The following is a 22,902-nucleotide window of genomic DNA, read 5'->3' as shown; positions in this document are numbered from 1 at the left end:
CGCGATTTTACGAACTCAATCCCAGCATTGTACCAGAACAGTCATCCCATTTGCCCGGCGGCTAAGCTCATTGGGTGAGACCTGCGTGGCGGCGGTGGCGCTGGATTGACCTGCCAGCCCAGCCTTGCTCAGCGCCTTGTTCAGGCTCTCTGTATTGGCAGACAGGCTGACCGAGGCGGGCAGGGTCCGCCCATTCGTCGGGGTCGGCAAAAGCATCCCGACCACCTGACCATTGCCGTCAAACACGGGGCCTCCTGCATCACCGGGTTGGGTGGCCAGCGCCAGACGCTTCACGCCATCCTCACCGTTCAGGCCGCGCAGGTCGGCGATCTGCCCATATGACAGTGTCGGACCGCCCAAAACGCCCTGATACGAGAATCCGGAGACCGCAACCTCGGACTGAATCCGCGGCTTGGTGCTGCTGAACTCGGCCACGCTGATCGGGGAAAGGTCGCGGCTTGGCCGCAGAACGGCGATGCCGATATTGGGATCGGTCGAGGCGACCTCAAGCTCGTGCGCGCCGTCCAGCGTGATCCGCGAGCAGCTATCTGCCGCCTCGGTCACGGTCAGGACGGTGCCTTTGGCATCCGCAAAGAACCCCGAGCGTGACAGGCGCGGTTTGCGAACCTGCAGGCCGGATACAAGATCAATGCTTTGCGCAGCGTCCGATCCGGCGGCGGCGTCAAGAACCGCATCAGTGGTGCTAAAGCCCGCTTTCATGGCGGCAAGAACGCGGGTACGGCGCGCCTCGTCCCCTTCGGGCCAGACCAGGGTAAAACCTTTGATCTGACCATCTTTCAGCTTGGCCTCGGTATAGGATACAATGTCATTGCCGCGACCTTCCAGCGTAAAGCTGTCACCGCGCAGCTGGCGAGGGCCTTCAAGCGGAACGATTTCCAGCGACTGCATGACTTCAAAAAGGGCCCGCAGGGTTGCTTTGGTGCCATCCTGACTGATCAGCAGGGCCTGAGCCTTCAGGTCGGTCGAGCCGTTGAAATGCACGAAGGGGGCCTCGTAACGGTCGAATGCAACAACACCCAGCGGCATGGCCATCTCGATACCTGCCTGTGGGTCTGTGTAGAGCTGCATTCCCGCGCTGATTAATGGCGCGTTATAGTCATCCATCAAGGCCTTGCGCTGTGCCGTCGTCAAAACCCCGGTCGCCTCGTATCCGTTGAAACTTTGCCAGTCGCCCATCGAGCGACGCGTTCCCTGTCCAAAGGCACCGTCAATCGTCGAGTTGTAGAAACCGGCTGCCTGAAGTGCGGTTTGAAGGCCCATACGCTCCTGCGCGCTCAGCAATCGTTCGCTTTGCAGCGCCTGTGATCTGGTTTCATCAGCAATTTGCGGGGTTGCCTCGCCCACTGGTTGTTCCGGTTCAGATGCGACCGGCGCTGTCACAGCGGCCTGGTCCTGAGTATTCGCACTGACCGGCCAGAACTGCTGCCCCAGTGTGTTCGAGAAGGCGATAAAGCTGTCGGCTGGAATTTGCCCCTCTGCGCGGTACACCCGCAGAACTTGCTCGGCATCGCCGCGCAGATACGGGCCGATCACAATGGCATACCAGCCCGAATTCAGGCGAAATCCATTTACGTCTGGCAACGCGCCAGAATAGGCTTGTGCGCGTTCCTGGGCTTCACGCAGCGAAGGCTGCGCCTCGACCTGGACCCAAACACCTCCGTCTTGCTGCGCAAATGATGCCCGCACGCCGAAAAGGAAAAGAACTGAAATTACCGTTAATATGCGTCTCATTGTGTGCCTGTGTCCGCGGTGTTTTTCTGCGATGAAGAGTACGCGATATGCGGGTTGAAACACCATGCCTGGAATACGGGGAATTTCCAGTTTGGCCGCTCAGTGGCTTCCCGGGCACACTGTCCCGTTGACGCCCCTTGGCCCCTTGCATAGGAAGGGCAAAACCCACCGGAACAGGGCGCAATGGCGTCCAAAGGGAATGTGATGACCGTTCAGTCCAACGCACCGCGCTCTTTTCAGGAGATCATCCTGCGCCTTCAGACCTATTGGGCGTCAAAAGGCTGCGCCATTCTGCAGCCCTATGACATGGAGGTCGGAGCAGGGACATTCCATCCAGCGACTACTTTGCGCGCTTTGGGGTCCAAGTCCTGGGCCGCAGCTTATGTGCAGCCCTCGCGCCGCCCAACAGATGGGCGTTATGGCGAGAACCCCAATCGCTTGCAGCACTATTACCAGTATCAGGTGTTGATCAAGCCTAGCCCGCCGGACCTGCAGGCGTTGTATCTGGGCAGCCTTGAGGCAATCGGCGTCGACATGGACCTGCATGACATCCGGTTTGTCGAGGATGACTGGGAAAGCCCAACCCTGGGCGCCTGGGGCCTGGGCTGGGAGGTTTGGTGCGACGGCATGGAAGTCAGCCAGTTCACCTATTTCCAACAGGTCGGAGGCCATGACTGCGCGCCGGTTTCAGGTGAATTGACCTATGGTTTGGAGCGGCTGGCGATGTATGTGCTGGGTGTTGATCACGTGATGGACATGCCCTTCAACGATCCGCAGTCACCCAGCCCGCTGACCTATGGTGACATATTCAAACAGACCGAAGAAGAATATGCCCGCTGGAACTTTGACGTGGCCAACACCGAAGTCCTACTGCGCCATTTCGAAGAGGCCGAGTCCGAATGCGCCAATATTCTGGCGCAAGAGCATGACGATCCAAAAACCGGTAAGCGTATCGTAATGGCGCACCCGGCCTATGATCAGTGCATCAAGGCATCACATATCTTTAACCTGTTGGATGCGCGTGGCGTGATCTCGGTGACGGAACGGCAGGCCTATATTGGGCGCGTGCGGACCTTGGCAAAGCAATGCGCCGACGCTTTCGTTCAGACCGATGCCGCAGGGTACGAGGTCTGATGCGGCAGTTACGCCAAACCGGGAAGCAGAACTTTAAGTCCGTCCGCGATCATGCTGATTGCGATGGCAGACAGGATCATACCCATAAAGCGGCTCATGATCACCCGAGCGTTGTCCGAAAGCCGCTTGGACAGCGCCGCGGCGTTCCAGAATGTGACGAACAGCAAAAACAGCACTGCCAGAAAAACGCCCGCATAGAGTATGACTTCCATAGGTTTGGACATTTGATGTGCATAGAGGATCAACGTTGTGATTGTGCCAGGCCCCACGAGGATGGGAAAGGCCAACGGATAAAAGGCGACGGTGTCGGGCTCGGGATAAGATTTCTTTTCGCCTTCGGTTCCGTGATGCGCCGTGCTCTCGGTGCCGCTCAGCATGTTCAGGCCGATCATCAGGACAACAAGACCGCCCGCAACGCGCAGATCATTGACGCTGATGCCGAACAGCCCCAATGTCTTGCTGCCAATGGCTGCAAAAGCACCGCCCAGGATCAGACAGTAGGTGACGGTTTTCACCGCAACCTTGCGTTGATCTGCGGGGGTCAGACCATCAGTCACGCTCAGAAAAACGGGCAAGTTGGTGATCGGGTTCATGATCGCAAAAAGCGCGCCGAAAAAACCTGCGGCGAGAGTCGTGTCCATTTTCATTACCCTAATGTCAGCCTGTATCAGGTTGGAAACTGGCCCATTTTCGACCTCAATGAAAGAGGCCACGTGAATAGGATGCTCGAACGATGACCGGAAAACTACTTGCTATTCTCCTTCTTGGGTCGGCTGTTCTGGCTGGTGGGGCCATGTACTATCTGCAAGTTTACGGCTTTTATTATGAAGTGGTCTCAAAGCCGGGACAGGATGTCCGTTTGCTAGCAATCGGCGCAGATGAGCCCGAGACCATCGCCTATACGGACTTTCAGGCGATTGATGCGGACAGCTCTCCGATTCGATACCGCGCCTGCTTTGAAACTGACCTGACGCCAGCAGATCTGGCTGGTTATCAGACCGCCAATGACCCCGAACCGTTGACGGCGCCCGGATGGTTTGAGTGCTACGATGCCATAAAGATTGCCAACGCGTTGCAGACCGGTCAGGCGCAGGCCTTTATCGGGGCTAAGAATATACACTTTGGCGTGGACCGGATCGTCGCTGTAACCCAGGATGGAAAAGGCTATGTTTGGCACGCGCTGAACAACTGCGGGGAAAAGGCCTATGACGGCACGGTCGTCGGAGAGGAATGCCCGCAGCAACCGGAAACGGGGCAATGACTTATCTCATCCCGGATATGATCGCCGCCACGTTGGGTCTGGCTGTATATCTTTTGGGGGCGGAGTTGAACACGCAGGTGAAACTGCTTCAGCGCTTCAACATACCCGAACCGGTCAGCGGCGGGTTGGTCGCAGCGCTGGTGATGTTGGGATTATACATGGCCACAGGCATCTCATTCGATTTTGAGATGGCCACGCGGGACTATATGCTGGTGCTGTTTTTTGCGGCAATCGGCCTGAATGCCCGGTTCCTGGATCTGCTTACCGGCGGCAAACCTCTGTTCTTGCTGTTGGTTCTGACATTGATCACCATCATCATGCAAAACGGCATTGGTGCGGTCGGGGCTGTTGCATTTGGTTTTCCTGCCCAATCCGGAGTGTTATTCGGATCAGCTGCACTGATCGGCGGGCATGGAACCGCCATCGCATGGGCGCCGGACGTTGGTGCCGTAACTGGGTTGGAAGGCGCGACCGAGTTGGGGGTCGCAGTGGCGACATTGGGCCTGGTGTTGGCCGCGGTGGTTGGTGGTCCTGTGGCCAAGTATCTTGTCGAACGCTATACTCTGACCCCCGACCGCCCCAATGAAGAACTGACAGTTGGTGTCGCAACCGAAGAACAGCGTTATCCTGATATTACGCCGCTTGGTCTGATGCGGGTCATGCTGTACCTCCATCTTGCCATTATCATTGGCTATGGCGTGAATGTCCTGATCGCAGAGGCCGGCCTGAAACTTCCCCTGTTTGTACCTTGTCTGATCATTGCCATTTTGATCGGCAACCTGCGCAGCTGGTTGCGGCCAAATGCAGTTCCCGTCAGCCGCACATCCGCGCTTGGGCTGGTTTCAGAGCTTGCGTTGGGTACCTTTCTGGCCATGTCGCTGATGAGCCTGCAGTTGTGGACGATTGCGGAACTTGGTGTGACCATTTTGGTCGTACTGGCGGCACAAACCGCCTTTACGGTAATCTTCGTTATCTACGTGTTGTTTCCGGTGATGGGGTCAGGATATCGCGCTGCAGTTCTGGCCGCCGGGTTCGGTGGGTTTGCGCTGGGCGCAACTCCGACCGCCATTGCCAATATGACCGCTGTAACCAAGCGATATGGCCCTTCACCTATTGCCTTTATCGTACTGCCCCTTGTATCCGCCTTTTTTGTGGATATCGCTAATGCCATCGTCATCCAGACGATCGTCAATTTCTAAGGACCGACTATGCCCGACCTGCTGATCGAACTGTTTTCCGAGGAAATCCCTGCACGCATGCAAACCCGTGCCGGTGAAGACCTGAAAAAGCGGATCACCGATGGTTTGGTCGAGGCCGGTCTGACCTATGCCGGGGCCGCCTCACTGACCACGCCCCGTCGTCTGACTTTGGCGGTCGAAGGCTTGCTGGCCGAAAGCCCGTTCATCCGCGAGGAACGCAAAGGCCCGAAAGTGGGCGCACCCGATAAGGCCATCGAAGGCTTCCTGCGCGGCGCCGGCCTGACCCGCGACCAGTTGGAAGAGCGTGAAACGCCCAAAGGCGCGGTGTATTTCGCGATGATCGAAAAGCCCGGGCGACCGGCGACTGATATCGTGGCCGAAGTGCTTGAGGCGACCATCCGTAATTTCCCCTGGCCCAAGTCGATGCGCTGGGGACGTGGGTCGATGCGCTGGGTGCGTCCGCTGCATTCGATCCTGTGCATCCTCAATGATGAGACCGGAGCGCAGGTCGTGCCTCTGGAAGTTGAAGGGATCAAATCCGGCGACACAACCGAGGGTCACCGCTTTATGGCCCCGAACCGGTTTTCTGTAACATCGTTCGAGGATTACGCTGCCAAGCTGAAACGCGCTTTTGTTGTGCTGTCACCTGAGGAACGCGCCGAACACATCTGGAACGACGCGCAGAACATGGCTTTTGCTGCTGGGCTGGAAGTGGTCGACGACAAGGGCCTGCTGGCCGAGGTGGCCGGGCTGGTCGAATGGCCCGTGGTGCTGATGGGGCAGATTGATCAGGAGTTTATGGAACTGCCGCCCGAGGTGCTGCAAACCTCGATGAAGGAACACCAGAAGTTTTTTTCTGTGAAGAACCCTAAAACCGGCCGGATTGAACGCTTTATCACCGTCGCCAACCGCGAAACCGCCGACAATGGCGCGACCATTCTGGCGGGCAACCAAAAGGTGCTGTCGGCCCGTCTGGCGGATGCGAAGTTCTTTTGGGAGAATGACCTGCGCATTGCCAAGTCGGATATGACTCAGTGGACCCGCGCATTAGAGAACGTGACCTTCCACAACAAACTGGGCACACAGGCGGAACGGATCGACCGCATCGCAGCACTTGCCCGCGAACTGGCCCCAGTGGTCGGAGCAGATGCGGATCAGGCCGAGAAAGCCGCGCGTCTGGCCAAGGCCGATCTGAGCTCGGAAATGGTCTATGAATTCCCCGAACTTCAGGGGCTTATGGGGCGCTATTACATTGAGGCAGCAGGCGAAGACGCTGCCGTGGCCGCCGTGGCGCAGGAGCATTACTCGCCGCTGGGCCCGTCTGACGATGTGCCAACGGCACCGCTTTCCGTGACCGTGGCGCTGGCCGATAAGCTGGACACGCTGACCGGGTTCTGGGCGATTGATGAGAAACCAACCGGCTCGAAAGACCCGTTTGCGCTGCGTCGCGCGGCGTTGGGGGTTATTCGGTTGGTGTTGGAAAATGGTCTAAATCTGCCTCTTGGTCAGATAGCCAAGTCCTGCTTTCAAAGTGCACTTCATGAGGGATTTGGTTCTGAGCTCTCTAAGGCGATGCAAAAGTCTATTTCCGCTGTTGAATTCATCAATGTACACAGCATCGAAGAATTGAAAGACCGTTCTGACTTTGATCCAGCATTCGAGAACGCGTTTGCAGTTTTTCTTAATAATGTGGATGACCTTCTCTCCTTCTTCCACGACCGCCTCAAAACCTTTCTCCGTGACGAGGGCATCCGCCACGACATCATCGACGCCTGTATCGCGATGGAGGGCAATGACGACCTCAACCTGTTGGTCAAACGTGCCCGTGCGCTGAACGCGGTGATTGCCACCGAGGATGGTGAAAACCTCCTGCAGGGGTTCAAGCGGGCCAACAACATCCTGACTCAGGCCGAGGAAAAGGATGGGGTCGAGTACTCTTATGGGGCAGATGTGAAATTTGCCGAAACAGACAGTGAAAAGGCGCTGTTTGCAGCATTGGATCAGGCTCAGGCGCGGATCGATACAGCACTGGCGTCCGAGGAATTCCCGGCCGCGATGACGGCCATGGCCGCGCTGCGCGGGCCGGTGGATGCGTTCTTTGAGGATGTGCAGGTCAATACCGACAATGACATCCTGCGCCGCAACCGCCTGAACCTGCTCAGCCAGATCAGGAAGGTCTGTTCCAGCGTGGCCGATCTGGTCCGAATCGAAGGTTAACGCTCTTGCGCCACGGGCGCAGGGGCCTATGCTGCGGTGAAACCAAAAGGTGCCGCAGTGCAGAATAACCCGCATACCACTCTGATCACAGCCGAAGCGCCCGTAGCGGCGAATACTCATGGCGGGCGCGCGAAATGCCTGCAGCGCCTGGTTCGGCTGGATTTTCCCGTACCACGAACGGTTGCATTGTCCTTTGATGCAGTGCAGCGGATCGCCGGCGGGCAGGTGCCCGACATTGCGGCCATTCTCGAACAGTTCGACGAGGCGGCGCTGCTATGTGTTCGTCCAAGTTCCGAGGACCCCGATTGGGGCGGGCCTGGGGCAATCCTCAACATCGGTATGAATGATGCGCGCTATGTGGATCTGTCAGACGAGATGGGGAACGAGGCCGCGGCTGCACTGTCGCTGCGCTTTGTTCAAAGCTATGCCATTCATGTGGCGCGTCTGGATGCGGATGTGTTTGACGACATCGAGGCCGATGGGCTGGAAGGTCTGCGCCAGTCGTTGCGGGCCTATGAGGATGAAACCGACGAGCCTTTCCCACAGGATCGTGGTGAGCAGCTGGTTGCGGTTCTGCGTTCGATGGCGCGGGCATGGGATGGAACCTCAGCCCGGCTGTTACGCCAAGCAAAAGGTGCGCCAGCGGATGCAGGTCTGGGCCTGGTCATTCAAGAGATGGTCCCGGGTGTGGGGCAGGGCGAATGCGGGTCCGGCGTTCTGCAACTGATTGATCCGACAACAGGGCTGCAGCAGATAACCGGTCGTTACCTCAGCCAAAGCCAGGGTCGCGATGCGTTGGGCGAGGGGGTCGCTGCTCTGTATCTGGAAAAGGATCCGCGTGGTAAGTCGCTTGAGGAAGTTGCGCCCAAGGCATTCGCGGAACTCAAGGCACATGCTGCAATCATGCGCGAAAAGCTGCGTGAGGAAATGCAGGTCGAATTCGTCATCGAAAATGGGCACGTTCACATTCTGGACGGTGTGCGCGTGCAGCGCAGTGCCCGTGCCGCCATGCGGATTGCTGTTCGGTTGGCCGAGGATGGCATCATTCCTCAGCAAGAGGCGGTGATGCGGGTCGATCCGCATTCTCTGAACGAGTTGCTGCACCGGCAGGTTCACCCCGACGCGCGCCGCGATGTGCTGACCACAGGCATTGCAGCCAGTCCAGGGGCGGCAACCGGAAAGCTTGTGTTTACTGCGGCCGAGGCGCAGGCCAGTGCCGCGCGGGGCGAGCCCTGTATTCTGGTGCGCCGAGAGACGTCCCCGGAGGATGTCCGGGGAATGCACGCCGCAGTGGCTGTTCTGACCGAAAAGGGTGGGATGACCAGCCATGCGGCCGTGATCGGTCGCGGCTTGGGCCTGCCTTGCATCGTTGGCGCCTCTGAAATGCGGTTTCAGACCAAAGAGAAGATGTTGACAGCTCAGGATGGCCGCGTATTCAAAACGGGCGACAAGCTGACGATAGACGGAACTTCGGGGCAGGTTCTGGCGGGGCAGCCCGCGATGCTTGAGGCGGCTCTAGACGATTGTTTTCAGACGCTTATGAGCTGGGCAGACGCCGAACGTGATATTGAGATCCGCGCCAATGCCGATACGCCTGCGGATGCGCAGACCGCTCGGAACTTTTCGGCACAAGGGATCGGCCTGTGCCGGACGGAACATATGTTCTTTGATCCCGGCCGCCTGATCGTGATGCGCGAAATGATCTTTGCCCAAACCTCTTCCGGTCGTGCGGCGGTTCTGGAACGTCTGCTTCCGATGCAACGCGCAGATTTCGTGCAACTTTTTCGAATTATGGAAGGTCAACCGGTCTGTATCCGCCTGTTCGATCCGCCGTTGCATGAGTTCCTGCCCACGACTCGCAGTGGCCAGCGTGAATTAGCAGAGGCACTTGATCTGCCGGTTTCGGATGTGGAACGCCGTGTCGCCGAGATGACCGAATATAATCCGATGTTGGGATTGCGCGGCGTCAGGCTGGGCATCACGGTGCCGGAAATCTATGATATGCAGGCCCGGGCAATCTTTGAGGCGACGCTTGAGGCCAGCAAAGAGGGCGCTCTGGTGGTCCCCGAGGTGATGATACCGCTGGTTTCGGCCAAGCGCGAGGTTGAGCTTGTCAAATCTCGGATAGACACGGTTGCGGCGTCGGTAGCCGCTGAACGAGGGCAAGAGTTCGAATATCGGCTGGGGGTCATGGTGGAAACGCCGCGTGCCTGCCTGCGGGCGGACGAAATCGCTCCACAAACTGCGTTCCTTAGCTTCGGCACCAATGATTTGACCCAAATGACCTACGGATTGTCTCGTGATGACGCTGGTCGTTTCATGTCTGCTTATGTGCGTCAGGGTGTTTTCGCCGAGGATCCGTTCCACGTGCTAGATCCCGATGGTGTAGGGGAATTGCTGAAGCTGGGGTCTGAACGCGGACGCCGGGTTCAGCCGGACGTGACCCTGTCGGTCTGTGGTGAACATGGCGGAAACCCCGAATCAATCGCAATTTGTCGGGATTTGGGGTTCGACTATGTGTCATGTTCACCCTTCCGGGTACCTGTCGCTCGGCTGGCTGCCGCTCAACTGGCGATTTCGTCCAGACTTGGGGGTTGACAGTAACTGCCGACCCAAGGATTAGTGGGAAAAGAAGGTAGCCGTCGTCAACTTATTTTGACGTTACGGCGATTTTCCACTTGCATCTTCTTCTGATCTGGACGTTTCCGATTCAATTCGGTATGAGCCTCATCGCGCCCGCCGGGGGAGGGTATGGCGCAGAATGTGCCTGTGCGAGGTTATCTGATGCTAAGATATATTCTGGCTGTTGCCGTTATGGCGACAACCATGCTGCCTAGTGTGTCCTTCGCTGAGAGGGAAGCAACCGATACTGCGAAACGTGAGCTGGTCGCCCGTAGCGAACTGCCCGGTCAGAATTTTCGCGATTATCTGAATTTGTTCAAGCCCCGACAGGAGCCTGAGCCGAAAGAAGTGTCCTACTCCAAGAGCTGGTTGGACGAGCAACCCACCGCCACCGGAGGCGAACAATTCAAGTGCCTGGCCGAGGCGTTGTACTTTGAAGCGCGCGGCGAAGGCGTGCGCGGTCAGTTTGCTGTGGCGGAGGTTATCCTCAACCGTGTTGCCAGCAGCCGCTTTCCCGACACGCTGTGTGGTGTGATCAATCAGGGCACAGGTAAGAAATACCAGTGCCAATTCACCTATACCTGTGACGGTCAAGAAGAAGTGATCCGTGAAAAGAAGGCCTATGAGCGTGTAGCGAAAGTCGCGCGTACAGCCATCGACGGGGATGCCAAAAAGCTGACCGAAGGTGCTACGCATTATCACACGACCGCAGTGCGCCCGTCTTGGGCCAAGGTCTACAAGGAAACCGCGCGTATCGGTGTCCATATTTTCTACCGTCACAACTATCAGACGGCGAGTAACTGATTGACGCACCCGCGCTGGAACCCTACTGGCGCGGGACGAAAATCGGTTTAGATTGCGGGTCCAGGAGGCCCGTATTGGTGTTATCACGCAGACAGATTTTGCAATCCGGTACAGCAATGTTGCTGTTGCCCAAGGCAGTGCATGCCGCAATAGATGATTTGGTTGCCCAAATCGTCTCCCGACAGCTGGCCCCTGACGGGTACCCCGAGACCTCGGTTTGGTCCTTTGGTGGAAATGTGCCCGGTTCAGAAATTCGCCTGCGCAAAGGGCAAAGCGTCCGGCGCAGATTGGTAAACGATTTGCCCCAACCCGCTACGATCCACTGGCATGGCATTCGGATTGTCAATGCAATGGACGGAGTTCCGGGTCTGACGCAGGACGCTGTTCAGCCTGGCCACAGTTTTACCTATGACTTTGTGGTCCCGGATGCGGGGACATATTGGTATCATGCCCATAACCGATCCATGGAGCAGGTTGCGCGTGGCCTCTACGGCCCATTGATTGTCGAAGAAGATAATCTGCCTGATGTGGATCAGGATTTGACCCTTGTCCTGGACGACTGGCGGTTGACCCCGGAAACCGGGCAGATCGTAGAAGATTTTGATAACCAGCACGACCTCAGCCACGCCGGGCGTTTGGGTAATCTCGTCACAGTTAACGGCCAGTTTGATCCAGAATATGCAGTGGCGCGCGGCGCGCGCCTGAGGCTGCGGCTGATCAATGCGGCAAATGCCAGGATATTCGATCTGGGGCTTGATGGTCTGACAGGTTGGATCGTCGCTTTGGATGGAATGCCTCTGGTTGACCCTTTGCCGTTTTCTGGGAACGTCCCGCTTGCACCTGCTCAGCGGATGGATCTGATCGCGGATGTGCAAAGTGATGAGGGTCAGATTGCCGGGCTTGTTAGTCAAGAACGCGGTGAAAGCTTCGGTCTGGTTCGGCTTGCAGTGGTCGGTCAGGTGGCGGCAAACAGGACTGGAATCCGCCCCTTGCAAGCAAATGAGATGCCTAAGGTTCGGCTGGACGACGCACCGATCCATCGCATGACGCTGCAAGGCGGGGCCATGCGCTGGCTGGATTCCGCCAATATGGGCGAGACCGAGCTATCAGGCCGTGAATTGGCCCAACTCGGGAGGTTTTGGGCATTGAATGGCTATTCTGATCGACCGGATGAGCCGTTTCTGGATGCGCGATTGGGAAGTGCTCATCAGATTGAGTTTGTCAATGAAACGGTATTTTCCCATGCTATGCACCTGCATGGGCACCATTTCCGCATCATCCTGGATGACGGCACGCTGGGCCCCTGGCGCGACACGATACTGATAGGGCGGGGTCAGACCCGTAAAATCGCGCTGATTGCTGACAATCCAGGCGACTGGTTGTTGCACTGTCATATGCTGGGTCATTCAGCATCGGGAATGATGAGCTGGTTTCGCGTCAGCTGACGCCGCATTCGAAGACTGGAATGGCGCTTGTTGCAGTGTTATAGGGCCTGCAATGTGTAAATAGGTCCGAAAAGTCCACCAAGCCCAAAGGGTCAACCGCATGAGTTCTGAAATCCGTCTTGCCTTTGCGCACCCCTCCGAGCGGTCCGAAGCGACAGCCACGCGGGGACCTCTGGATCGCATTTCTCTGCGGGACCATATTGTCGAGGTCGAAATTGGCGCTTTTCAGGCAGAGCGCGGAACGACGCAACGCATTTGCTTTAATATCGTTGTCGAGGTGCGCCCTTTGACCGACCCGATTGACGACGATGTTGATCGCATTTTGTCATATGATCGTGTGACCGAGGCTATCGCCTTTGAACTGTCAGCCGAGCGGTTGAACCTGCTGGAAACTCTGGCAGACCGGATTGCGGAAAGAATTTTGCTTGAGCCTCAGGCCGTAAGGGCTTTTGTCAGAATAGAAAAACTGGACCGAGGACCCGGCGCTTTGGGCGTCGAGATCGTGCGCGGTAAAGATGCATCTCACCACGATCTGGTCGAGGAAGAGCGTCCGCACCCGCGTTTGGCCTTCCTGTCAAACGAAGCAATCGCTTCGGACAATCTGACCGGTTGGATCGACCAGTTGGAGAATCGGAAACGCCCCTTGATCCTATGCGTTGGGGCGGCGGAGATGGCCGTTTCACAAACCGGGCACGCCATGACACAACGCCGGATCGACCTTTTGGCCATCGAGCAAAACGCCTGGGTATTGGCCGCGCGTGACCTGCGCTGTGTCGTCGTATCCACGCGGACTGAATTGGATTGGGCCATGAAGAACGGACAGATTTGCGTTTGGGCCCCGTCCAAGATCGTTCTTGATGCGGTGGATGGGCCATCTGCCGCACCCTCTGACGCGGTCGCTTTGGCGGCATGGTTTGCCGCGACTTTCGAAGCAAGTGAGCTGTTGGTTTTCGGAGGCGCCCTGCCGGACTCGCCGCAGATTCCGCTGCGCGCTGTGCCGGTGGATCAGGCGAATCTGTGACTGCTTACTACCGACCCCTGGTTCAGCATGGTGAGGCGCGCCCTGAAGGGGCGGTGACCTTAGCCGGTCAGAAGCTGTGGTTTACCCATGTCGAACGTCTGAGCCGGACTGAAGCCGCGTGCATCATCCCGGCTGCGCAGGTTCCGGGGGATGTGCTGGATCGACTGACACGTCCACGGGCAGCTGTTTCTGGAGTTGCGATGGATTGCCCTCAGATCATGGGGATCCTCAACGCCACGCCGGACAGTTTCTCGGATGGCGGGGTGCATAACTCGGTCGAGGCGGCACAGGCTGCGACGCGGGACATGGTCGTGCAGGACGCCAGCATTCTCGATATCGGAGGCGAGTCGACACGCCCGGGTGCAACCTTTGTCCCTGAAGATGAGGAAATCGCCCGGACCGAACCGCTGATTAGGGCGATCAGGTCGGCCACCGATGCGTTGATTTCAATAGATACCCGCAAAGCCGCCGTTGCCAAAGCCGCTTGGAAAGCCGGGGCAGGGCTGATCAACGACGTCTCGGGCTTTACCTTCGATCCGGACCTTGCGCCGTTCTGTGCCCAGGTTGGTGCGTCCGTTTGTGTGATGCACATGCAGGGCGATCCCGGTTCGATGCAGGACGACCCGACTTACGACAGTGTTTTGCTGGATGTTTATGACTTCCTACATGGGCAGGTCGGGTTTCTTGAAGACCTCGGCATGAGCCGGGACCAGATCGTTATCGACCCGGGCATAGGATTTGGCAAAACCGAAAAGCACAATCTTATCCTTCTGCAGAATCTCAGCCTGTTTCACGGTTTGGGGTGTCCGATCCTGCTGGGCGTGTCCCGAAAGGGGTTTATTGGTCAGATAGGCAAAGAACCCGGCAAAGATGCCCGTGCGCCGGGATCTATCGCCGTGGGGCTGGCCGGATTGGCACAGGGTGTGCAGATCCTTCGTGTTCATGACGTCGCTGAAACCGCTCAGGCCTTGCGTCTATGGGCCGCCGTCCGGTAATCCGGTCGCAAGCAAGAATTTACGGAGAGATACCAATGCGCAAGCTGTTCGGAACCGATGGGGTGCGTGGCACCGCCAATACGCATCCGATCACGGCTGAGATGGCCCTGCGCATGGGGGCCGCGGTTGGGCGGTACTTCCGACGTGACCAATCCGGCGTGCACCGTGTTGTTATTGGCAAGGATACGCGCCTGTCTGGGTATATGCTGGAAAACGCGCTGACGGCGGGGCTGACCTCGACCGGGATGAATGTTTTGCTGCTGGGACCAGTTCCAACGCCGGCTGTCGGCCTGATGACGCGGTCAATGCGCGCCGATCTGGGCGTGATGATCTCGGCCAGTCACAACCCCGCCGAAGACAACGGGATCAAGTTTTTCGGGCCTGATGGCTTCAAGCTGTCGGATCAGGCGGAAATTGAAATCGAACGGCTGATCGAAGAAGGGGTTAAGCCTGCGCAGGCGCAAAATATCGGTCGGGCCCGCCGGGTAGACGATGCGCGGTTTCGCTATGGCGAGCGGGTGAAATCTTCGCTATCCCGCGATCTTAGACTGGACGGTCTCAAAGTGGTGGTGGATTGCGCCAATGGCGCCGCGCACCGCACTGCGCCCGAAGTTTTGTGGGAACTTGGGGCCGAGGTCATTCCTGTAGGCACATCTCCTAACGGTAAGAATATCAACCTGAATTGCGGTTCGACCAAACCTCAGCTTGCAGCTGAAACAGTGGTGGCGCACGGGGCCGATGTCGGGATCTGCCTGGATGGTGATGCCGATCGGGTTGTGATCGTGGATGAGCACGGACACGTGGCCGACGGCGATCAGTTGATGGCGTTGTTGGCGACCTCTTGGGCCAAGGCCGACCGCCTGCGCGGCGGCGCATTGGTTGCGACGGTTATGTCCAACCTTGGTCTGGAACGCCATCTGGTTGCGCAGGGGCTTAGCCTGGAACGAACCGCCGTTGGCGACCGCTATGTTGTCGAGCGGATGCGCGAAGGGGGTTTCAACCTGGGTGGCGAACAATCTGGTCACATCGTCATGAGCGACTATGCCACCACCGGCGATGGCCTGATGGCGGGTCTGCATTTCCTGGCCGAGATGGTGCATTCCGGGCGCAAAGCATCCGAGCTGTCGGTCCAGTTCGGAACCGTCCCGCAGCTGCTGAAGAACGTGCGTTATGGCGAGGGCCAGACCCCGCTTGAGGCGGCAGGCGTAAAAGCAGCAATCGCGGATGCCGAAAAGCGCCTGAAAGGAAAAGGCCGGTTGCTGATCCGCAAATCCGGCACTGAACCTCTGATCCGCGTCATGGCGGAGTGTGAAGATGATCAGCTGTTGGCCCAAGTCGTTGACAGTATCGTTGCTGAGGTCGCGGCGGTTGCAGGCTAGCGACCGGCCAGCATTCTGCGCAGGCTGAACCACTGGCTGATCGCTAGCCCGGTCAGGATCATCGCCAGAGCAACGTAAAACCGTATCGGCAATGCCTCGGACAGAACCCACGCGCCAAACACCATCGACCATATCGGAACTTGGTAGTTGACCAGCGTCAGAAAAACAGACCCGGCGCTGCGAATAATCGAGACGCGCAACAACGTGGCAAAGGCGGTCGGAACAAGGCCCAATGCGATTATGGCGAGGCTAGGCCGTGCGCCATGCCAATTTGGCACCCCTTCGGTTACCAGCATGATGGGCAACAAGATCGCCGCGCCGACCAGCAAAGTGAGCGCAGCCAGAACAACCGGATCGACCGGAGGGCATCTGCGCGTGAATATAGAAGCGCAGGAATAGCACAGTGCAGCACCAATACAGGCCAGCTGTGCCAGTGGTTCCGCACCTTGACCAAGCTGTGCAAGGCCAGGGCCAATCAGCACCAGCGCGCCTGCAAATCCAAGTGATACGCCAACAAAACGCCGCGCGTTGAGGGGCTCATCCGAAAAGAAATGCGCCAGTGGCAACACCATCAACGGGATGGCCGCCATCGACAGGCCTGCAAAGGCGGACGGAACATATTGCTGGCCCCAGCTGAGAAGCAAAAAAGGTAGGGCCGTCGACAGAATGCCGATCACGATGATTGAGGGCCAAAGGCCCCGCGTGGTTGTTGGCAATTTGCGACCCGTCGCCCCCATCAGCAGTATAAGGGTGAGCGCGCCCAGAGTCGTGCGCGCTGTTGCTACTGTGACGGGCCCGTACCCTTCGAGCGCGATGGCCACGACCATAAATGTGCCGCCCCAGATGAAGCCAAGTACAGCGACCATAAGCCAGTTTTTATTGGTGATTTCAGAGGGTTCGCTCATGGTATTGTCTGCTTCGTCACAATTAGCTGCGAGTGTGGTATTGTAGGGGTATTGGAAAAAGAATTTGGAGACAAATTATGGACTACAAAGAAGTGAATGCTGTTTGCCAGCCCGGAGACGATGTGGCTTCACGAGATTGGTATGCTTGGAACAACAAGATGCCTCCGGGGCCCGCTAGGTTGATTGTGACGGGCATTGTCACGGTTGGTAATCCAGGGGTCGAGCCCATGTTGGTTATCGCCAATCCGCAGGGGATCAATCCCAGCCATTTGCTGCTCAACATCTTCCTCTGTCAGAAGCCCGGGAAATGGCCCTCGGTGGTTGTCGACAAGCCGGTGCGGTTCGAGCAGCATTGGAACCCGATGTATACCCATGTGGATATTGTTGGCGGGCCGTCGATAGAAATTTTTGACGCCCATTAAATGAATGACGCCGCCCCGGGGGGGGCGGCGTCACGATAGGATCAGTTCTTTTCCTGATCGACCAGCTTGCCGGCCGAAATCCAGGGCATCATGTCCCGCAGCTTTTTGCCGACCACTTCGATCTGGTGCTCGTCATTGGAACGGCGCGATGCTTTGATGGTGGGTTGACCCACAGCATTTTCCAGCATGAAGTCGCGTACGAACTTGCCGCTCTGGATGTCCGACAGGGTCTCTTTCATTGCCTTCTTGGTCTGCTCATAAGGCAGGATGCGCGGGCCAGTGACGTACTGACCGTATTCAGCAGTGTTCGAGATCGAGTAATCCATGTTGGCGATTCCGCCTTCATAGATCAGGTCCACGATCAGCTTGGTTTCGTGCAGACACTCGAAATAGGCCATTTCGGGTGCATAACCAGCCTCGACCAGAGTTTCAAAGCCGCAGCGGATCAGCTCGACGATACCGCCACACAGAACCGCCTGTTCACCGAATAGGTCGGTTTCGCATTCTTCGCGGAAGTTGGTCTCGATGATGCCCGAACGGCCGCCACCGATGGCCGAGCAATAGGACAGACCGATTTCCAGCGCTTTGCCGGTTGCGTCAGTGTCAACGGCCACAAGGCAGGGAACGCCGCCACCTTTGGTGTATTCACCACGGACGGTGTGGCCGGGGCCTTTGGGGGCCATCATGATGACGTCTACGCCTGCTTTCGGTTCGATCAGGCCAAAGTGAACATTCAGGCCGTGGGCGAACGCAATCGCAGCACCCGGCTTGATGTTGTCATGCACGTATTTCTTGTAAGTTTCGGCCTGCAATTCATCGGGCATGGTGAACATGATGACATCACACCAGGCTGCCGCTTCTGCAATGCCCATGACCGCCAGGCCTTCGGCTTCGGCTTTCCTTGCCGAAGGCGAGCCTTCGCGCAGGGCAACGACCAGATTCTTCGCGCCCGAGTCGCGCAGGTTCAGCGCGTGTGCATGACCCTGGCTGCCATAACCCAGGATGGCCACTTTTTTGTCTTTGATCAGGTTGATGTCGCAATCGCGATCGTAATAGACGCGCATGATGCTGGTCCTTTCTGTTTCGATTGCTGTGGGTTTTAAGGCGATTTTCCAAGGATAGCGATACTGTTATCCTTGAATTATCAAGGATAACTCGAGTATCTATTCTTGAAGTATAGTAAAAAAGAAAAAATCATGCTTGATGATGTTGACCGCAGGCTTCTGCGTCATTTCCAGGCCGACCCGACGCTGACAACCGCTGAGCTGGCCGAGCTTTGTCGCATCAGCACAAGTGCCTGCTGGCGGCGTATCGAAAAAATGCAAGAGGCCGGGATTATTCAAGCCCAAGAGGCGATCATTGACTGGGCCGCATTGGGATATGCAGTCGAGGTTTCATTGCGGGTGACGCTGGATAAGACCCAACCGCGTGCATTCGACGAGTTCATGGGTGTCGCGCGTGAGGTTCCCGAGGTGATCGAGATTCAGACCTTTTTGGGCCGTGTGGATGTGCGCTTATCTGTGCTTGCCAAGGATATGGCACATTACCAGCAGCTGTATCGTGACCGTATCCTGACTTTACCGCATATCGCAGATATCGAGGCATTGATGCATATCGCGCGGGTCAAAAGCGATGAGGTGCTGCCGCTATGACCGAATTGGATGAGCTCGACCGCAAAATTCTGCGCGCTCTGATCCAGGATGCAACGCAAAGCGCGGGTGCCTTGGGGCGTAGATTTGGCCTGTCTCAGCCCGCGATGTGGCGCCGTATCCGGAGGCTTGAAACGATGGGGATCATAAAGGGGCGCCACCTGCGTTTGAATGCAGAAGCGTTGGGGTTTGGGGTGACAGTTTTTCTGGGGGTCAAGTTAGCGCGGAAAGGTCAGGTCAGCCTTGAAGATTTCGAACGTGCCGTCAGTGCGATCCCCGAGGTTCAAACCGTTGAACATGTGTTGGGCCTCTATGATTACCGTTTGCGCGTCGTGGCACGGGATCTCTCGGACTTTGAACGTGTTCTGCGCCGCCGGATAATGACTTTGCCCGGGGCCGGAGATGTCGAAGCCAATGTATTGCTGAGCGAAGAGAGGCTACCCGGGCCTATCGGCTAGGCCCGTTTCAGTACCTAGTGCGGATGTAATATCCGGGATGATGTGTCATGCGCGCAAAGGTAATTGGCTGCCCGTCTTTCCATGTCGTGCGCTCTAATTGGATCATGGACGTCCCCGAGGTTGTCCCCATGAATTCAGCCAGCCGTCCATCTGCCGAAATCGCGCAAAAGGCGACTTCAGCATCGGTGAAGGGGGCGGCGTGCAACAGCCACTCATGCGGGCCTTTGGTGTCGAGGTCAGCATGTTCCACTTCTGGAACTGCGTCGATATTGATCCAGCGCTCTTCCAGTTGAAACGGCCGGTTGTCTGCATAGTGCATGCAGACAATATGCAAAACACGCGCTTCTTGCGAGACGCTTAACTGAGAGGCAAGCCATCCGGGGCTGGAGACGATATTACGCTCGACCAGCGCATAACGATAGGTGGAGTTCTGCCCCTCGACATCCAGTCGGGTCAGGGAAAACTCCAGTTTTGCGTGTTTGCTGGGTTCTTTTTTGACCCGCGTTCCGCTTTTACGTTTTCTTTCAACGAAGCCCTGATCTGCCAGTTCCCGCAAAGCACGATTTACCGTGGCACGGGCACAATTAAATTCTTCTGCCAACTGGGTTTCTGTCGGCAGCACCGACCCCTGTGGCCAAACTCTGGTTTCTATTCGTCGTTTTACTTCGTCACGTACAAACTGAAAACTGATCCGCTTATGCGCAGTCACGAGTGAAAATACCTTTCTTCTCCAAAGTGTATGTATCTGGTCAGAAACACGTAGGGGTGTAAAGGGTTGCTGACACTGTTTGGCGTCATTAGTTGTCGATAGGGCCTTTGAGGCGTTAAAATTTTCTTAGGAAACCGGGTTCCGTCGGGTCAATTTTCAGTAATAACTGAGAGGCAGTGAGCGAAGTTGCGAACACCCGCTCGTTTCGTGAAATTTGAAAGGAATACCAATGCCCCCGCTTTTGGACAAAATTGACCCCAATGGGTTAGAGGAGTTTTCGGTCGTCTTCACCGATCGCTCGCTTAATCACATGTCGGTTCAGTTTCAGCATGTGATGCGCGACATCTCTGAGATGCTGAAAGGCGTTTACAACGCTGACGGTGTGGCCGTTATCCCGGGCGGTGGTACCTATGCAATGGAAGCAGTCGCGCGCCAGTTTGCCCGCAATGCCAATGTTCTGGTGGTCAGGAATGGCTGGTTTTCCTATCGGTGGAGCCAGATCATCGAGTCCGGTGGGTTGACGGCGTCGGCAACAGTTCTGAAGGCGCGCCAGACCGGCAACTCGGCAACGTCCCCATTTGCGCCTGCTCCGATCGAGGAAGTAATCGAAACGATCCGCGATGGGCGCCCGGATGTTGTCTTTGCGCCGCATGTCGAAACGGCGGCCGGGGTCATTCTGCCCGACGACTATATTTCGGCGATGGCAGCCGCAGCCCACGAGGTTGGGGCGCTGATGGTTCTGGATTGCATCGCTTCGGGCTGCGCATGGGTGGATATGAAGGCGACGGGTGTGGATGTCCTGATCTCGGCCCCTCAGAAAGGGTGGAGCGCATCGCCTTGCGCGGGTCTTGTCATGCTGTCCGAACAGGCTGAGGCAAGGCTGGAGGAGACGACTTCGGACAGTTTTGCCGTCGACCTGAAGAAATGGCGTCAGATCATGCAAGCCTATGAAAATGGCGGTCACGCCTATCACGCCACGATGCCAACAGATGCGCTGAAAGCCTTCCGCGACACGATGGCTGAGACTCGAGACTATGGCTTTGACAAACTGCGTGACGCCCAGTGGGCATTGGGGGACGGTGTACGGGCAATGCTGAAGGAGAAGGGCATTGTTTCTGTCGCCGCCGATGGGTTTGGTGCGCCGGGTGTGGTGGTCAGCTATACCTCGGATCCCAATATCCAGAACGGCAGCAAATTCGCCGCCCTGGGCATGCAGATCGCTGCTGGTGTACCCTTGCAATGTGATGAGCCAGACGGGTTCAGCACCTTCCGTCTGGGCCTGTTCGGTCTGGACAAGCTGTACGATGTTGACGGCACAATCGCGCGTCTAAAGCGCGTGCTGGACCAAGTTTTGTGACCATCGGGCTTTAACGGACGCCGAGACCCATCTGCATCAGCGTCTTGCGCACGGTCGGCAGCGAATACAGCGCGTTCAACCCCATTGCACGTATGTCCCGTAAAGGCCGCGCTTCGATCATCGAGGCGCGGTTCAGCAAGTCGATACCCTTGACCCGGGCCTCGATCTCGGCATGACGCGCTTTGTGATAGGCATCCAACATCTGCGCGTCACCCAGGCCCTCGGGACGGGCCTGTGCCAAATCCAGCAGGCATCGCAGATCACCCAAGGACATGTTCAGCCCCTGCGCACCGATGGGGGGCACGACATGGGCGGCTTCGGCCATCAGGGCCACGCGTTCGCCCGAAAGGCGCTCTGCCGATTGGCTGATGATCGGCCAGATTGTTCGGCGTGAAGCCAGTTTCAACGGACCGAACAACCCGCAGGACCGTTCGGTCATCAGCGCTTCAAAACTTTCCGGATCGGTGTTCAACAGCTCTACCGCGCGCGGGCCACGCTCCATCCATACAATCGCGGACGAGGGCTGACTCTGCCAGTCGGGCAGGGGAACTAGCGTGAACGGGCCGCCGGACCTGTGAATCTCGGTCGAGACGTTCTGATGCGGGATCGAGTGTGTAACCGCGAAGGCCAACGCCTTTTGCCCATAGCGCGTGGTGTGCACGTTGATCCCGGCGGCCTCTCGCATGGGCGAGTTGCGACCATCTGCGGCGATCACCAGTTTACAGCGGATGCGCGTCCCGTCGCTCAGGCCAACGCGGGCTTCGGCTGTACGGGTGAACAAGCTGACCGTGCCCGTTCCGGGGCGAAATTCGACATTGGGCAGTTCAGCGAGACGGGCAACCATTTCGCGCCGCAAGAGCCAGTTTGGCAGGTTCCAACCAAAGGGCTGGTCCGAGATATCCGCGGCATTGAAGTCGCGCACCACGCGCGGCTCGGGCACATCGCCGCCTGCATCCACAATCCGCATGATCTGAAGAGGGGCGGCATGCGCGTCGAGTTTTTCCCACAGCCCGCATTGTTCCAAAAGACCGTGGGCTGGTTGCAAAAACGCGGTGGTCCGTAAATCCGATCCGTCCACGTCCCGCTGGGTCACAGGTGGGGTAGGATCAACACAGACCACATTGAATCCAGCCGCGCCAAGGGCCGCCGCTGCGGTCAAACCGGCAATTCCGCCGCCGGAAATCAGGATGTCACACTGGTCGTTCATGGCGCCCTCTTTGGTTCTGAGCCGACCCTAGAGCGGTTCCGCTGCCTGCGCCAAGTGACATCCTGTCTCGCAGGTCAGCCGCGCGAGATCAGGATGAGGATCAGGAATATCACGGGCACCATCACGACGGCGGGGATATACAAGCCCGGCAAGCCAAACAGCATCACTGAACAGCCCCACATGCTGAAGATGGCGGCAGCGGTGTAATACCAGTCGTCCCCATCTGCATCGGCCGCATCGCGCGCCATCCAACCAAACAGGGGAACAGCAAATAGCAGGCGCTGCCAGATGGGTGAGCGCGGGGGCATTTCGATTGCGGACATCTGGGTCTCCGTTCTGTTCGTCGCAGTTGGGATATAGGGGCGG

21 protein-coding genes are annotated in these 22,902 nt (G+C 57.5%); 14 read left to right on the top strand and 7 right to left on the bottom strand.

What is annotated here, in order from left to right; genetic code table 11:
• Nucleotides 1-15 precede the first annotated feature (15 nt).
• Nucleotides 16-1,752: a serine protease gene (locus tag AC2FIP_RS05040; protein ID WP_496785392.1), complete on the bottom strand. Its 1,737-nt coding sequence runs from the start codon at nt 1,750-1,752 to the stop codon at nt 16-18.
• 204 nt (nt 1,753-1,956) lie between these two features.
• Between AC2FIP_RS05040 and AC2FIP_RS05035 the strand changes: the two genes are divergently transcribed.
• On the top strand, nt 1,957-2,886 hold the full coding sequence (locus tag AC2FIP_RS05035) for a glycine--tRNA ligase subunit alpha (RefSeq protein WP_496785391.1): 930 nt from the start codon (nt 1,957-1,959) through the stop codon (nt 2,884-2,886).
• Between the two features lie 8 nt (nt 2,887-2,894).
• Here AC2FIP_RS05035 and AC2FIP_RS05030 read toward each other — a convergent pair whose 3' ends face one another.
• Nucleotides 2,895-3,527: a MarC family protein gene (locus AC2FIP_RS05030; protein ID WP_496785390.1), complete on the bottom strand. Its 633-nt coding sequence runs from the start codon at nt 3,525-3,527 to the stop codon at nt 2,895-2,897.
• 92 nt (nt 3,528-3,619) lie between these two features.
• Between AC2FIP_RS05030 and AC2FIP_RS05025 the strand changes: the two genes are divergently transcribed.
• The 9 genes from AC2FIP_RS05025 (at nt 3,620) to glmM (ending at nt 15,829) form a co-directional block, all read left to right on the top strand.
• Nucleotides 3,620-4,147 carry a DUF6446 family protein gene (locus tag AC2FIP_RS05025; RefSeq protein ID WP_496749134.1) on the top strand — a complete coding sequence of 176 codons (528 nt, stop codon included), beginning with the start codon at nt 3,620-3,622 and terminating at the stop codon, nt 4,145-4,147.
• Nucleotides 4,144-5,346, top strand: a complete 1,203-nt coding sequence (gene gltS / locus AC2FIP_RS05020) for a sodium/glutamate symporter (RefSeq protein ID WP_496700704.1) — start codon at nt 4,144-4,146, stop codon at nt 5,344-5,346. Before AC2FIP_RS05025 ends, gltS begins: the two co-directional genes overlap by 4 nt.
• A gap of 9 nt (nt 5,347-5,355) precedes the next feature.
• The gene (glyS, locus tag AC2FIP_RS05015; protein ID WP_496785388.1) at nt 5,356-7,563 is read left to right on the top strand and encodes a glycine--tRNA ligase subunit beta; all 2,208 of its coding nucleotides are present in this window, start codon (nt 5,356-5,358) and stop codon (nt 7,561-7,563) included.
• A 36-nt stretch (nt 7,564-7,599) separates the two neighbouring features.
• A complete protein-coding gene (locus AC2FIP_RS05010) occupies nt 7,600-10,161 on the top strand; it encodes a putative PEP-binding protein (RefSeq protein WP_281972295.1) in 2,562 nt (853 codons plus the stop codon).
• 153 nt (nt 10,162-10,314) lie between these two features.
• Nucleotides 10,315-10,989, top strand: coding sequence for a cell wall hydrolase (locus AC2FIP_RS05005; protein WP_496749132.1), 675 nt, complete (start codon nt 10,315-10,317; stop codon nt 10,987-10,989).
• Between the two features lie 77 nt (nt 10,990-11,066).
• Nucleotides 11,067-12,434: a multicopper oxidase family protein gene (locus AC2FIP_RS05000; RefSeq protein ID WP_496785387.1), complete on the top strand. Its 1,368-nt coding sequence runs from the start codon at nt 11,067-11,069 to the stop codon at nt 12,432-12,434.
• 100 nt (nt 12,435-12,534) lie between these two features.
• A complete protein-coding gene (locus AC2FIP_RS04995) occupies nt 12,535-13,455 on the top strand; it encodes a dihydroneopterin aldolase (RefSeq protein WP_496785386.1) in 921 nt (306 codons plus the stop codon).
• Complete coding sequence (gene folP / locus AC2FIP_RS04990) at nt 13,452-14,450, top strand: dihydropteroate synthase (RefSeq protein ID WP_496785384.1); 999 nt, start codon at nt 13,452-13,454, stop codon at nt 14,448-14,450. The genes AC2FIP_RS04995 and folP overlap by 4 nt, the downstream gene beginning before the upstream one ends.
• A gap of 35 nt (nt 14,451-14,485) precedes the next feature.
• Entirely contained in the window at nt 14,486-15,829 is a 1,344-nt protein-coding gene (gene glmM, locus AC2FIP_RS04985; protein WP_496785382.1) for a phosphoglucosamine mutase, read from the top strand.
• On the opposite strand, the gene AC2FIP_RS04980 is transcribed toward glmM, so the two are convergent.
• Nucleotides 15,826-16,734 (bottom strand): DMT family transporter, encoded by a 909-nt coding sequence (locus AC2FIP_RS04980; protein ID WP_271946418.1) that lies wholly within the window; start codon nt 16,732-16,734, stop codon nt 15,826-15,828. The two genes, glmM and AC2FIP_RS04980, sit on opposite strands and share 4 nt — an antisense overlap.
• 77 nt (nt 16,735-16,811) lie before the next feature.
• Here AC2FIP_RS04980 and AC2FIP_RS04975 point away from each other — a divergent pair, with 77 nt between their 5' ends.
• Nucleotides 16,812-17,156, top strand: coding sequence for a hypothetical protein (locus AC2FIP_RS04975; protein ID WP_496785381.1), 345 nt, complete (start codon nt 16,812-16,814; stop codon nt 17,154-17,156).
• A 41-nt stretch (nt 17,157-17,197) separates the two neighbouring features.
• Here the strand turns inward: AC2FIP_RS04975 and ilvC are convergent, their stop codons facing one another.
• On the bottom strand, nt 17,198-18,220 hold the full coding sequence (gene ilvC, locus AC2FIP_RS04970; RefSeq protein WP_142634504.1) for a ketol-acid reductoisomerase: 1,023 nt from the start codon (nt 18,218-18,220) through the stop codon (nt 17,198-17,200).
• Nucleotides 18,221-18,352: 132 nt separating this feature from the next.
• Here ilvC and AC2FIP_RS04965 point away from each other — a divergent pair, with 132 nt between their 5' ends.
• Together AC2FIP_RS04965 and AC2FIP_RS04960 are read left to right on the top strand one after the other, a co-directional pair.
• On the top strand, nt 18,353-18,808 hold the full coding sequence (locus tag AC2FIP_RS04965) for an Lrp/AsnC family transcriptional regulator (protein ID WP_496785380.1): 456 nt from the start codon (nt 18,353-18,355) through the stop codon (nt 18,806-18,808).
• The gene (locus AC2FIP_RS04960) at nt 18,805-19,263 is read left to right on the top strand and encodes an Lrp/AsnC family transcriptional regulator (RefSeq protein ID WP_496785378.1); all 459 of its coding nucleotides are present in this window, start codon (nt 18,805-18,807) and stop codon (nt 19,261-19,263) included. Before AC2FIP_RS04965 ends, AC2FIP_RS04960 begins: the two co-directional genes overlap by 4 nt.
• A 7-nt stretch (nt 19,264-19,270) precedes the next feature.
• Here AC2FIP_RS04960 and hutC read toward each other — a convergent pair whose 3' ends face one another.
• Nucleotides 19,271-19,972, bottom strand: coding sequence for a histidine utilization transcriptional repressor HutC (gene hutC / locus AC2FIP_RS04955; protein ID WP_142634498.1), 702 nt, complete (start codon nt 19,970-19,972; stop codon nt 19,271-19,273).
• 229 nt (nt 19,973-20,201) lie between these two features.
• Here hutC and AC2FIP_RS04950 point away from each other — a divergent pair, with 229 nt between their 5' ends.
• Entirely contained in the window at nt 20,202-21,329 is a 1,128-nt protein-coding gene (locus AC2FIP_RS04950) for an aminotransferase class V-fold PLP-dependent enzyme (RefSeq protein WP_496690748.1), read from the top strand.
• A 10-nt stretch (nt 21,330-21,339) separates the two neighbouring features.
• On the opposite strand, the gene AC2FIP_RS04945 is transcribed toward AC2FIP_RS04950, so the two are convergent.
• Both AC2FIP_RS04945 and AC2FIP_RS04940 read right to left on the bottom strand, forming a co-directional pair.
• A complete protein-coding gene (locus tag AC2FIP_RS04945; protein ID WP_496700070.1) occupies nt 21,340-22,536 on the bottom strand; it encodes a UbiH/UbiF family hydroxylase in 1,197 nt (398 codons plus the stop codon).
• A 74-nt stretch (nt 22,537-22,610) separates the two neighbouring features.
• Nucleotides 22,611-22,859 (bottom strand): hypothetical protein, encoded by a 249-nt coding sequence (locus AC2FIP_RS04940; RefSeq protein ID WP_271946430.1) that lies wholly within the window; start codon nt 22,857-22,859, stop codon nt 22,611-22,613.
• Nucleotides 22,860-22,902: the final 43 nt, after the last annotated feature.

The organism is Ruegeria sp. CDSB114, assembly GCF_059611025.1.
Note: the sequence above shows the minus strand (reverse complement) of the source record. Positions and strands in the feature narration are given on the sequence as shown.

Bases quoted from the DNA above. Each gene is read 5' to 3' on its own strand.
- AC2FIP_RS04995 (WP_496785386.1), top strand. From the start codon at position 12,535: ATGAGTTCTGAAATCCGTCTTGCCTTTGCGCACCCCTCCGAGCGGTCC.
- AC2FIP_RS04960 (WP_496785378.1), top strand. From the start codon at position 18,805: ATGACCGAATTGGATGAGCTCGACCGCAAAATTCTGCGCGCTCTGATC.
- AC2FIP_RS05030 (WP_496785390.1), bottom strand. From the start codon at position 3,527: ATGGACACGACTCTCGCCGCAGGTTTTTTCGGCGCGCTTTTTGCGATC.
- AC2FIP_RS04980 (WP_271946418.1), bottom strand. From the start codon at position 16,734: ATGAGCGAACCCTCTGAAATCACCAATAAAAACTGGCTTATGGTCGCT.
- AC2FIP_RS05005 (WP_496749132.1), top strand. From the start codon at position 10,315: ATGGCGCAGAATGTGCCTGTGCGAGGTTATCTGATGCTAAGATATATT.
- AC2FIP_RS05035 (WP_496785391.1), top strand. From the start codon at position 1,957: ATGACCGTTCAGTCCAACGCACCGCGCTCTTTTCAGGAGATCATCCTG.
- glyS (WP_496785388.1), top strand. From the start codon at position 5,356: ATGCCCGACCTGCTGATCGAACTGTTTTCCGAGGAAATCCCTGCACGC.
- AC2FIP_RS05025 (WP_496749134.1), top strand. From the start codon at position 3,620: ATGACCGGAAAACTACTTGCTATTCTCCTTCTTGGGTCGGCTGTTCTG.
- ilvC (WP_142634504.1), bottom strand. From the start codon at position 18,220: ATGCGCGTCTATTACGATCGCGATTGCGACATCAACCTGATCAAAGAC.
- AC2FIP_RS04945 (WP_496700070.1), bottom strand. From the start codon at position 22,536: ATGAACGACCAGTGTGACATCCTGATTTCCGGCGGCGGAATTGCCGGT.
- AC2FIP_RS04975 (WP_496785381.1), top strand. From the start codon at position 16,812: ATGGACTACAAAGAAGTGAATGCTGTTTGCCAGCCCGGAGACGATGTG.
- AC2FIP_RS04950 (WP_496690748.1), top strand. From the start codon at position 20,202: ATGCCCCCGCTTTTGGACAAAATTGACCCCAATGGGTTAGAGGAGTTT.
- gltS (WP_496700704.1), top strand. From the start codon at position 4,144: ATGACTTATCTCATCCCGGATATGATCGCCGCCACGTTGGGTCTGGCT.
- AC2FIP_RS05040 (WP_496785392.1), bottom strand. From the start codon at position 1,752: ATGAGACGCATATTAACGGTAATTTCAGTTCTTTTCCTTTTCGGCGTG.
- AC2FIP_RS04940 (WP_271946430.1), bottom strand. From the start codon at position 22,859: ATGTCCGCAATCGAAATGCCCCCGCGCTCACCCATCTGGCAGCGCCTG.
- AC2FIP_RS04965 (WP_496785380.1), top strand. From the start codon at position 18,353: ATGCTTGATGATGTTGACCGCAGGCTTCTGCGTCATTTCCAGGCCGAC.
- glmM (WP_496785382.1), top strand. From the start codon at position 14,486: ATGCGCAAGCTGTTCGGAACCGATGGGGTGCGTGGCACCGCCAATACG.